This is a genomic window from Caldithrix sp., assembly GCF_056497305.1.
Genome location: NZ_JBSMDE010000159.1, coordinates 40661 through 52334 on the forward strand (window position 1 = coordinate 40661; position 11674 = coordinate 52334).

Here is an 11674-nt window from a genome sequence, read left to right on the forward strand (position 1 = left end):
TCTCCTCGTTACATTACAGTTTAGCCATCAGGTCGGCCATTTCGATGGCCGCCAGGGCCGCATCCCAACCCTTATTGCCCGCTTTTGTCCCTGCGCGTTCAATGGCCTGTTCGATGGTGTCGCTGGTAATAACGCCAAAGATGACGGGCACTTCGGTTTCCAGGGCGCTAAGGGCGATGCCTTTGGAGACTTCGGCTGCCACATAGTCAAAATGAGGCGTGGCTCCGCGAATAACGGCTCCCAGGCAGATAATGCCATCGAATTGACCCGATTTGGCCAGTTTTTTGGCAATTAACGGGATTTCAAAAGCGCCGGGCGTCCAGACGAGCGTGATATCCTCTTCAGCGCAATGGTGGCGCTGCAAACAATCCAGCGCACCTTCCAGTAATTTGTGGCTGATGAATTCATTAAAACGACTGACGACCAGAGCAAACTTTTTACCCTGTGCTGAAAGCTTCCCTTCAATCTTTTTCATTGTCATTTCCTTTAATCTACTTATTTATCTTTTAAAAATAAATGGCCTAATTTATCTCTTTTGGTTTTCAGGTAAAATTCATTAACTTCATTGGGGCAGATTTCAATAGGTACGCGTTCGACGACTTCCAGATCGTAGCCCTTGAGACCGACAATTTTTTTGGGATTGTTGGTCATTAATCGAATCTTTTGCAGGCCCAGGTCTTTAAGAATCTGGGCGCCAATACCGTAATCGCGTAAATCGGCTTTGAAGCCCAGGGCTTCATTGGCTTCAACCGTATCTTTGCCCTGTTCCTGCAGGGCATAAGCCAGTAACTTATTGACCAGACCGATACCGCGCCCTTCCTGGCGCATGTAGAGCAGAACACCGCGCCCTTCTTTTTCGATCATCTGAAGAGAAACGGCCAGCTGGTCGCCGCAATCGCAGCGTTTGGAACCAAAAACATCGCCGGTCAAACATTCCGAATGGACGCGCACAAGGGTGGGTTTGCCATCGGCGATGGCGCCTTTAACCAGGGCCACATGGTGTTCATCGGGGTTTAGCGTGTTCTCAAAAAGATAGAGTTTAAATTGTCCATATTTAGTTGGCAGGTCAACTACAACTCGCCGGCGAACAAATTTTTCACGTTTGCGTCGATATTCAATGAGGTCGGCAATAGTTATTATTTTGAGGTTGTGCTTTCTGGTAAAGGCTTCTAATACTTTACCCCGGGCCATAGTGCCGTCTTCGGCCATGATTTCGCACAAAACACCGGAAGGTTTCAATCCCGCCAGGCGCGCCAGGTCCATGGCCGCTTCCGTATGGCCGGCCCGACGCAATACGCCGCCTTTTTTGGCAATTAAGGGAAAGATGTGCCCCGGGCGGGCCAGATCATCCGGTTTGGTGGCCGGATCGATAATCACGCGAATGGTTTGCGCGCGATCGTAGGCCGAAATGCCGGTGGTGGTGCCATGTTTGGCATCCACGCTAACGGTGAAGGGCGTCTGGTGTTTCGAAGAGTTTTCGCTGACCATGAAATCAAGGTCCAGCTCACGGGCTCGTTCCTCGGTGATGGAAATGCAAAGCATGCCCCGCGCTTCGCGGGTGATGAAGTTGACGTCCTGAGGACGAACCAGCTCCGAGGCCATGATCAGGTCGCCTTCATTTTCACGATCCCGATCATCCACAACCACCACCATTTTCCCGTTGCGAATATCTTCGATGGCCTCTTCGATGGTATTAAATTGTATTTCCTGCTGCATCAAAATTTCCTGCTTTTTTCTTTTAAATTTTCTTATTCCAGATGGATCTCTTTTGTTTCACGTAAAGTAATAAACGTTTTATTTTGTTCTGTTATTGCCAGACATCTTTGCATTTACCTATCAATGCTACTAAAATTGTAATTTTTTCGGAACCAGCCACACTGCTTTCTTTAGCCCACAACCATCTTGCCCTGTCCCACGCCTAAAACCCCAATTTCTTCAGCCAGTCTTCAGAAAGAGAGGGGCTTCGGGCATCCCGATCGCTAAAAGTTAGCAACCGTTCCACATATTTGGCAATGACATCCACCTCGATGTTGACCATTTCTCCCACCTTTTTAAATTTTAGATGCGTGTTTTGAAAGGTGTGAGGAATGATTGAGATTCCAATCCGCTTACCGTTGAGCCGGGCAATGGTTAAGCTAATGCCGTCCAGGGCAATCGAGCCTTCGGGAATGGCGTATTTGAGCAGGGCAGGGGGCAATTCGACCTCCCACCAGTAATTTTCTCCCAATTTTTCCAGACGCGTGGTCTGACCTACGCCATTCACATGGCCCTGTACCAGATGACCGCCCAGACGCTGATCCAGGCGCAGGGCACGCTCCAGATTTACCTTTTGCCCCTTGCGCCAGCTTTTTACGCTGCTTTTGGTTAAGGTTTCGCCCACGGCATCGACGGTAAAACCGGTTTCGCTAAATTGCGTAACGGTTAAACACAGGCCATTAACAGCAATGGAATCGCCAATCTTCAGGTCTTCCAGCACTTTAGCGGCCGTAAGCGTGATCTGTTTTCCACCCTTGATGTTAATGATGCGGGCAATGGTGCCCACCTCTTCTATTAATCCGGTAAACATGTGACAAATTTAGTGATTTTAAGTCCGTTTGTCATTTTTCTTTTTTTGTGTACAACAACGCCACATCACTTTCCAGCTTTTTAATGGCTTTTAATTGCAGAAAATCACCTTTTACCTTTTGAAATGCAGGCAGGCCACGACCCAGTAACACCGGCGCTTCCATTAGAAGGCATTCGTCGAATAGACGTTCGTTTAAAAAAGAAGTGAAAATGGTTTGTCCGCCTTCAACAAGTAGAGAGGCGATTTGCTTTTCTTGCCACAGATAACCCATGATTTCACTTAGAGGCAGCTCATGATTCGGGGCAGCGAATTGAACAACCTGAATACCCATGGCCTGTAATTCTGAAACCTTTGCAGCCGGCGCATCCTTGGCCGTTAATACGATTGTTTTGGACTTAAAGCGATCATGAAACAACTTTGCAGACAGCGGAACGCGCAAACGGCCATCCAGAACCAGGCGCCAGGGTTGTGGGCCCTTAACGTGGCGCACGGTCAGCAGGGGATCATCGGCTAAAATAGTGCCAGCGCCTACCAGCAAAGCCAGATGTCGGGCGCGTAGTCTGTGTACAAAGCGTCCGACTATTGGGCCGGTTAACCAGGTTTGTTGCGTTCGCTCAAGGGCAATAAAGCCATCCAGGCTGCGGGCGATTTTTAGCGTAATGAAGGGCCGGTTTTGGGCCATGTTCAAAAAAAAGACCTTATTCAGTTCTGCGCCTTCCTTTTCCAGCAGGCCAACATCGACCTGGATGCCGGCTTCACGCATCTGCAGTATGCCGCGTCCGCTAACTTGCGGATTGGGATCGAGATTAGCCACGACCACGCGAGCCACTTTTTTACTGATGACCAGGGGCGTACAGGGCGGCGTCTTTTTGTTGGTATGGCAACAGGGCTCTAAATTACAGTAAAGCGTGGCTCCGGTCGGGTCTTCGGTGGCGTTTTTAAAGGCTTCGACCTCTGCGTGGGGGCCGCCAAAATAGTGATGGTAACCCTGGCCGATGATGCGTCCGTTCTTAACTAAAACGGCGCCAACCATGGGATTGGGGCGCACTTTGAACTCACCCCTACGGGCCAGGCTAAAACAGCGCCGCATCATCTGTTTGTCAAAACTGGAAAATTCTCTGTTCATGGCCTGCCATTCTTTTAAATTGAAAAAACAATGTAGAAAATTTGACGACAATTCTCAATAGTGGGCAACAGCCTGTTTTAAAACCAAACCAATGGTTCAATACAGGACGTAACCGTGTGTTTTTGGAGTTTCTGAACGTTCAATGAAAAATCCATGGAAAATCAAACACAGAACGTCCATCTTTGAAAGCAATTTACCGCTGGCAAAATAAACCGGTACAGGTCATATGCCACTATTAAAAATTACGAAATACGAATTATTTTGTGAAAGGGCAAGTAGTGCCCTGAAAGGCGAAGGATCGTACCGAGTGTCATTCCGACCCTGCTTCAGCGGGGTCGGAATCCCTTTCACTGGCAAACAATTCCTAAGCAAACGTAACTCAAGCTTCTGCTCCAGACTTTGGTAAGGGCGATTTAATTTTCTCCAAAGACAAAAGCGCTAAAACGGAACAGGTCTGCTTGGGGATCTTTCCAGGCATCCAGTGGTAATCCGGCTTTTCGACAGGTTTGCTGTAAAAATGTTTCAAGGTCCCAGCCCCACTCAACCGGCACCTGAGGTAAAAGCAGTCCGACATTTGGTCCGCGTTTAATCAGCAGGCCATCGCGCCCAATTTTAATCTCTTTGATGTTACGCACGTGTCTGAATGGCGAAAGAACCGAGATCTCGTATTCCAGATAAGGCAATTCCGCCTGGGAGACTGGTTTAAATCGGGGATCGTTGGTTGCTGCCTGAATGGCTGCATCCCGAACCACCAGATAGAGCGGCTTTAGCGGTGCGGTGTAGCCAATGCAGCCCCGCAATTGTCCATTGATCTTAAGAGTGACAAAAGCGCCCCGATCCTGTTTGATGCTTTCAAGGTCATCTGCAGAAGGCTCGTACAATTTGCCATTTTCAACAGCCGATTTTACAGCCTGCTTAGCAATTTTCAGCAAACGTTCTTGAGCCTTTTTGCCTAAGGAAAAGCCTTTGGTATTTTTCTGGCTCTGTTTTTTTTTCACAAAGACAAAGGCCGAATAGCCTACCACGCGATCTTTATTGCCCATGGAGACATCGCCGGAATTGGCGTACTTTAGCAGAACGGCATCGGTTGCCCCCAGATATTCGGAGGCGATCATCAGGCTTACAATGGGCCCTCCGCCGCACGCTTCCCAGATGCGGGCCTGTAAATTCCGAGATAAATTGTAATAATCCCACTCTTTGATGGCATTCAAAACTTTACGATCTAATTGAATGGCCTGCTCGTAGGGATGGTAATGTGAGAGGTCAGAGCTGGCCACAATAATCGTTTTGTCGTCCCGAATCAGTTCGGCCAGTGCCCGGCCAAGGGAGCGGGCCGTTTCGTAACTTTGTTCGCCCATGACAATGGGCACTAAATGGAAGGAACCCAGCGCTACCTGCAAAAAAGGCAATTGGACTTCCAGCGCATGTTCGCCTCTTCCCTGAAAATTAATGGTGTGCCCCTGTTCCGAAAGTTCCAGCCGATCACTTTTTTTAGCCAGTTTTTCGGCAAATTCTCGGTCGACCGGAATCAGGCCCAGCGGTGTTTCATAATGCGTACCATTGTAGATGGAGGCTCCGCTAAAGTAATCGATATGGCTGGGTGAAATGACGACAACGCGCTCAATTTTTCTACCGATAAGTATTTTGTAAGCGTGTGCGGCCACCCCTCCGGAATAAACATAACCGGCGTGCGGAGCAATAATTCCGGTGATCGGTTCGGATATTTCAGGGACCTGGGCTTTTTCCAATAATCCTTTAACCATGTTACGCAGCGTTGTCGGATTGGAAGGGTAAAAGGCGCCGGCCACAGCCGGTTTTCGGACCCTGGTTTGTGTTTCTCCAGAAACACACTGGTTTACAAAAAACAAAATGATCACCCCCATTAAAAAGAATGAAACCCCCTGTTTAAATTTTTTTTTCATGACGCATTCAATCCCAATGTATTAGATACATTTTACTGCACTAAGGTTAACAAAAACTGAGAGTAAAGTCAATGGAGGGGAAAGAATTTCTGTAAGGAATTGTTTGGAGCCAATTTTGATAATTCAATCCGCTTCCTGTTTCATGAATAATTTGCATTATGTGGGAAGGCACAAACAGGCCATTTAGAATTCCGATTTATTGGGGTGAGTAATCTTTTTATATTGGTATTAAAGTATCGTTATATTTAAACTAAGGCAGCGTAGCCGCAAACAAAAAACTTCTTTAAAAATGACAGGCCGGTGCCCGGAACCTTTTAACTCTTACACTCATATACTCTGAACTTTACTCCTCCAACAGCAGAAGTCATTTCACGAATTAGCCCTCCCCCCCCTCGGTCCCCGTCTTCCAGAATAAAAGTCTGGGAGACGAGGAAGGCTTGGTGGGGGAATTTTCTCACCTGTATTGAAAACACCGTTCACGAACAATGGAAATTCGCTATGTCAGCCCGATGCTCATTAAACAATTCAACAATTCAACAATTAAACGGTTTTACTTCCTCACCCTGCACAAAAATTTTCGTATCCCGCTAAGCGGGATTATAAGTTTTGAAGGAAGTATTCTAATCCTTTTTAATAAGAAGTTTTTCCACAGAAAAATAAAAAGGCCCAGGAATCCCGGGCCTGTTGTTTATTTAATCAACGTCATGCGTATGGAGCCCATGATTTTTCCATTGACTTTTATGGTAAGAAAATAAAAACCACTGCTCAAATCCTGGCCGTTGAATGAGGCAAAGTGCCGGCCGGCATTTTGATACCCTCCGTGCAGGGTTTTAATTTTTCGGCCATTAACATCAAAGACCATCATTTCTACCTGTCCTGCTTGCGGCAAATCATACGCTATTTGTGTAACGGGGTTAAAAGGATTGGGATAATTTTGGGAAATAGAAAATTCGCCGGGCGTCTTTTCTGTATTTTCAGCAATATTAACCGCAGTGCTATCTTCAAACAAAAGAATACGTTTCAATTCTTTGTCATCTGCGTTATCAGCGCTTACAAGAACCGAGTAAAAATAGGCTCCCTGATTTGAATCTGGCATGGCATCGATATGAACGTTCCAGCTATGGTTGTAGGTCGCTTTGGAAGGGATATTGCCAAAAGAATGTAGCGTATCTGCTCCATCGGAGATGGACAACTGAGGCGGGAGGCGCAGTGTGACCTGGGCATTGAGCGCGTCCACATCGCCGCTATTGTAAACGTCAATTTTGATGACAAAATCTTCAAAAGACAGGCTGTCGCCATTGTAGCTTACACTGGAAGGGGCGGTAATAACAGACGGCAAGGGCGGCAATAAATCTTCATTAGCGATTAAACTTCTGGAAGCCGTGTTGTTAGATTCGCTGGATTCAACGATAACATTTTGTTGATCCACTACAACGAAGATGGTATGATAGGCCGGATAAGGCGGAGTCTCCCAATTCAGGCTTAGCATCCGACTCTGACCGCTGGGAATGGAGTCGATGACAAAGACCGAACTAATGGCATTGTTGGCGGTGGGCGATCCATCAAAAAACTGTACAGCAACGTTGTGCGCGGTCAGGTAACCGTAGTTATGAATCGTGGCATTGATGGTAAAGGGAACGCCCTGAATATTGCTCACTGTGTCAGGATCAAAATCGATGTCCACGGTTGAAATGGCCAGATCGGGAAGGGTCAGGCTGTAGTTTAACGGGGCGAAATCGGCGCCATAGGCGCCGCCATAGGAAGTAAAGATGGCCACGTTTTCATCGCTTTTAACCTGATAAATCGCTTTACTGGAATAAAACGAATAATTCTCTCCTTTTTGCAGGGTGCTTGTACTAACAGTGTCCTGTGTGTCCATGTTTATAATCTGGACCGTGTTTTTATCTTCATAAGAATAAACGACAAAATCTCCGGAAATGGCAGGGACCAGAAAATGTCTGCCGATACCTTTGCCGTCGTAGTCGATGTGGCGCGTCAGATAGTAGTAACTCCCAGACCAGTAGGCGTAGGGCGTATTACAAACCGTAACCGGATTATTGCTCTGCACTTCCCAGTACAGATCGCCATCGGTGGCAATGCTGCCGGTTTCGCCATAGTTCAGTGTATCGCTCAACAGCGTGTCGCCTGTTTGCGAATTAAAAATCTGGAACAAGGTGTTGTCTTCATAGGCAACAACAATAACGCCGTTGGCCCAGCCTCCAACATATCCGGAAAAACCAAAAAATTGCTGGCCAATAAAAGTTCCATTATCGCTGGGAATGTAATAGCCCTGATCGGCGTAACTCAGAGCGGAAACCGGTTTGGAAGCCCGAACGCCTAAAAACGTACTGAAAACATTATTCAACTCCAGATGTTCGCCGCGATTTAAAACCGCTGCCGCCGCAGTGGTGGTATCCGTAAGATTCTTTATGGTGACCTCGGTGCCGTCTTCGTAGGCAAAAACAATAAATTTTTCTCCGCCCCATTCTGTCGATGGCATGAAGGTGTTCATGTGCGTGGACATGGGAGAACCGGATTCATCAACCGCAAAATAGCCCATTACGCTACGCGAAACAGGATCTCCCGTCAAAGCTGTGAAAGAATTATTGCAATCGATGTGAAAAGTGCCCGTAGAAATGCTAAACGTATAAAATTCATCCCGATTTAATATGACAGAATCCGTGGCCGTGCCGGAATAGTCGTATGCTACAAATTTTGAGTTGTCAAAATAACTGAACACCACAACGTCGCCAAACGAATATCCTGCCAGAGAATATTGAAAACCTGACTGGATTGCTACCCCCGTCAGGGGCGTTGCCTGACTCATGGTTCTTATGGGCGCATTGTTTGCTTTCCCATAACCTCCCACTTCAGTTTGGGCCAATAAAAATGATGTAAGGAACAAAAGTAAAAATAAAATTCTCATGGTACCTCCTTAAATTGGATGAAAATAACAACATTTGCAATATCGGTAAATTAATTAGAAGCAGGAATGCAATTTTGGATTTATGGATCATAAGGTGTCTAGGATCACAAAAATTCTTCAATTCCAGGGAGTAACGATCAAGAAAATAGAAAATATCAAGAAATTAGACGAATATGAACTAAATACGGTGGTTTCTGGGTGATGACCAACACGTTTTACTCTACTTGTATTTTTTAAAATTTTATTGTACATTCGTACATAAAATAAAGATGGGAATTTTTGATAATGATTTATTAAATTAGAAGATTATTAAAAAAACACAAAGGACCGCTCTAATGGCAACGCCTCAGACAACAGCTCAATACACCGAAGCTTCCATTAAATCATTGGACTGGCGCGAACACATCCGCTTACGGCCGGGCATGTACATCGGTAAGTTAGGCGATGGCTCTTCTGCGGACGACGGCATCTATGTTTTGTTGAAGGAGACCATCGACAATTCCATTGATGAATTTATGATGGGCTATGGGCGTGTGATTGAAGTAAAGGTAACCAAGCATTCGGCGCAGGTACGCGATTACGGACGGGGTATTCCGCTGGGCAAGGTTTACGACTGCGTGGCGCGCATCAACACGGGCGGGAAGTACGACAGCGAAGTCTTTCAAAAATCGATCGGTTTAAATGGCATCGGCTCCAAGGCCGTTAACGCCCTTTCCCGCTATTTTAAAGTGCAGGCCATCCGCGATGGAAAAACCAAAATTCAGGAATTTGAATACGGCGTTCTGATAAAAGATCATAAAATTACAAAGACCGATGAGAAAAACGGAACCTTAATCTATTTTGAGCCCGATCCCGAAATTTTCAAGAATTTTCAATTCAGGCTGGATTTTATTGAAAACCAGATTAAAAATTACGTTTACCTGAATGCCGGCCTTACCATTGTGTTGAACGGGCAGCGGTTTCAGTCTAAAAACGGCTTGCTGGACTTGCTAACCGATAAGCTGGAAGAAGGCGCCGCACGCTATCCAATTATTCATCTCAAAGGCAAAGACATCGAAATTGCCTTAACGCACACCAATCAATACGGCGAAGACTACTACTCCTTTGTCAACGGTCAATTTACGCCGCAGGGCGGCACGCATCAGGCGGCCTTTAGAGAAGGCGTCATTAAAACCATTCGCGAGTTCTACAAAAAGAACTTTGAAGCCATGGACATCCGCGCTTCCATTGCCGCGGCGATCGCCGTGCGCATTCAGGAGCCGGTGTTTGAATCGCAAACCAAAACCAAGCTGGGCTCCACGCACATGGCGCCAGACGGGCCGACCGTTCGTAATTTTGTGGTGGAGTTTATTAAAACCGAACTGGACAACTATTTACACAAGCATCCTGAGACGGCCGAACTTTTACTCAAAAAAATTCAGCAGTCAGAAAAGGAGCGTAAAGAGCTGGCCGGCATCAAAAAACTGGCCAACGAACGCGCCAAAAAAGCCAGTCTGCACAATAAAAAATTACGCGACTGCCGCATTCACTACAACGACATCAAAAACGATCGGCGCTTCGAAACCACGCTGTTCATTACCGAAGGCGATTCGGCCAGCGGCTCTATTACCAAGGCACGCGACGTACAAACCCAGGCCGTTTTTAGTTTGCGCGGCAAACCGCTCAATTGTTTTGGCCTGTCCAAAAAAGTAGTGTACCAGAACGAAGAGTTCAACCTGCTGCAGCACGCTTTAAACATCGAAAACGGTCTGGAAGGGCTGCGCTACAATAACGTGGTCATTGCCACCGATGCCGATGTGGACGGCATGCACATTCGTTTGCTTCTCATGACCTTTTTTCTGCAGTTTTTCCCGGATCTGGTGCGCCAGGGACATGTTTACATCCTGGAAACACCTCTGTTCCGTGTGCGCAATAAGCAAAAAACCATTTACTGCTACAGCGAAGAAGAAAAACAAAAAGCCAGAGAACAATTGGGTAAGGGCGTTGAAATCACGCGCTTTAAAGGATTGGGTGAGATTTCGCCGGACGAATTCCGACGTTTTATTCGCGAAGATATCAGGCTTGAACCGCTGGTGCTGGATAAAAAGATGCAAATTCAAAAACTGCTTAGTTACTACATGGGTAAAAACACCCAGGACCGTCAGGAATTCATTATTGACAATCTACGGGTTGAAAAAGATCTTGTAATGGAAGAATCGGCTTGAACGTTAATGGAGATGTAAGCGAAGATGGCAAAGGGAAAAAACAAAAAGGAAGATAAAGAAATAGAAGAGCGGGAATCTGAAGTTCAAAACGGACCCGTTAAACGCCAGAACGGCGAACTGGAAAGTACCGTTCATGTTCAGGACCTCTACAAGAACTGGTTTTTAGATTACGCTTCGTATGTGATTTTAGAGCGTGCGGTGCCTGCTTTGAACGACGGGCTTAAACCCGTGCAGCGCCGTATTTTGCACGCCATGAAGCGCATGGACGACGGCCGCTACCACAAGGTGGCCAACATTATCGGCCATACCATGCAGTTCCATCCCCACGGCGATGCGGCCATTGGCGATGCGCTGGTTAATCTTGGCCAGAAAGAGCTGTTAATCGACACCCAGGGCAACTGGGGCGACATTCGCACCGGCGACAGCGCCGCCGCCGCCCGCTACATCGAAGCGCGGCTTTCCAAATTCGCCCTGGAAGTAGCCTTTAATCCAGATATTACAGAATGGCAGCGCTCTTACGACGGACGGCAAAAAGAGCCCGTGCACCTGCCCATGAAGTTTCCTCTGGTGCTGGCCCAGGGCGCAGAGGGCATTGCCGTGGGACTTTCCACCAAAATTCTACCGCACAACTTCAACGAGCTGTTGGACGCTTCCATCGACATTTTGCAGGGCAAAAAGGTGCAAATCTTCCCCGATTTTCCCACCGGCGGCTATATTGACGTCAGCAATTACAACGACGGCAGGCGCGGCGGACGTGTTCGGGTGCGGGCTAAAATCGAAATTGCCGACAAACAGAGGCTGGTCATTAAAGACGTTCCGTACGGCGTTACCACTACTTCGCTGATCGATTCCATCATCAAAGCCAATGACAGCGGCAAAATCAAAATCAAACGCGTGGTGGACAACACCGCCGAAGAGGTCGAAATCGTT

8 protein-coding genes are annotated in these 11674 nt (G+C 47.0%); 2 read left to right on the top strand and 6 right to left on the bottom strand.

What is annotated here, in order from left to right; genetic code table 11:
• Window positions 1-13 precede the first annotated feature (13 nt).
• The 6 genes from ribH to ACWB0I_RS13355 all read right to left on the bottom strand — a co-directional run bounded on the left by ribH (window position 14) and on the right by ACWB0I_RS13355 (window position 8540).
• Window positions 14-475 (bottom strand): 6,7-dimethyl-8-ribityllumazine synthase, encoded by a 462-nt coding sequence (gene ribH / locus ACWB0I_RS13330; RefSeq protein WP_479388564.1) that lies wholly within the window; start codon window positions 473-475, stop codon window positions 14-16.
• Between the two features lie 20 nt (window positions 476-495).
• A complete protein-coding gene (locus ACWB0I_RS13335) occupies window positions 496-1716 on the bottom strand; it encodes a bifunctional 3,4-dihydroxy-2-butanone-4-phosphate synthase/GTP cyclohydrolase II (protein ID WP_479388565.1) in 1221 nt (406 codons plus the stop codon).
• A gap of 202 nt (window positions 1717-1918) precedes the next feature.
• Complete coding sequence (locus ACWB0I_RS13340; protein WP_479388566.1) at window positions 1919-2566, bottom strand: riboflavin synthase; 648 nt, start codon at window positions 2564-2566, stop codon at window positions 1919-1921.
• Window positions 2567-2597: 31 nt separating this feature from the next.
• Window positions 2598-3692: a bifunctional diaminohydroxyphosphoribosylaminopyrimidine deaminase/5-amino-6-(5-phosphoribosylamino)uracil reductase RibD gene (gene ribD, locus ACWB0I_RS13345; RefSeq protein WP_479388567.1), complete on the bottom strand. Its 1095-nt coding sequence runs from the start codon at window positions 3690-3692 to the stop codon at window positions 2598-2600.
• 413 nt (window positions 3693-4105) lie between these two features.
• Window positions 4106-5614 carry an AmmeMemoRadiSam system protein B gene (gene amrB / locus ACWB0I_RS13350; protein ID WP_479388568.1) on the bottom strand — a complete coding sequence of 503 codons (1509 nt, stop codon included), beginning with the start codon at window positions 5612-5614 and terminating at the stop codon, window positions 4106-4108.
• A 688-nt stretch (window positions 5615-6302) separates the two neighbouring features.
• Window positions 6303-8540, bottom strand: a complete 2238-nt coding sequence (locus ACWB0I_RS13355) for a CARDB domain-containing protein (RefSeq protein ID WP_479388569.1) — start codon at window positions 8538-8540, stop codon at window positions 6303-6305.
• A gap of 335 nt (window positions 8541-8875) precedes the next feature.
• Between ACWB0I_RS13355 and ACWB0I_RS13360 the strand changes: the two genes are divergently transcribed.
• Window positions 8876-10744, top strand: coding sequence for a DNA topoisomerase IV subunit B (locus ACWB0I_RS13360; RefSeq protein ID WP_479388570.1), 1869 nt, complete (start codon window positions 8876-8878; stop codon window positions 10742-10744).
• Between the two features lie 24 nt (window positions 10745-10768).
• Window positions 10769-11674: DNA gyrase subunit A (locus tag ACWB0I_RS13365; RefSeq protein ID WP_479388571.1), on the top strand; the 906-nt coding region annotated here is incomplete at its 3' end.

Excerpts from the sequence above, each read along its gene's own strand:
- ACWB0I_RS13340 (WP_479388566.1), bottom strand. The coding sequence starts at position 2,566 with ATGTTTACCGGATTAATAGAAGAGGTGGGCACCATTGCCCGCATCATT.
- ribD (WP_479388567.1), bottom strand. The coding sequence starts at position 3,692 with ATGAACAGAGAATTTTCCAGTTTTGACAAACAGATGATGCGGCGCTGT.
- amrB (WP_479388568.1), bottom strand. The coding sequence starts at position 5,614 with ATGAAAAAAAAATTTAAACAGGGGGTTTCATTCTTTTTAATGGGGGTG.
- ACWB0I_RS13355 (WP_479388569.1), bottom strand. The coding sequence starts at position 8,540 with ATGAGAATTTTATTTTTACTTTTGTTCCTTACATCATTTTTATTGGCC.
- ACWB0I_RS13335 (WP_479388565.1), bottom strand. The coding sequence starts at position 1,716 with ATGCAGCAGGAAATACAATTTAATACCATCGAAGAGGCCATCGAAGAT.
- ribH (WP_479388564.1), bottom strand. The coding sequence starts at position 475 with ATGAAAAAGATTGAAGGGAAGCTTTCAGCACAGGGTAAAAAGTTTGCT.
- ACWB0I_RS13360 (WP_479388570.1), top strand. The coding sequence starts at position 8,876 with ATGGCAACGCCTCAGACAACAGCTCAATACACCGAAGCTTCCATTAAA.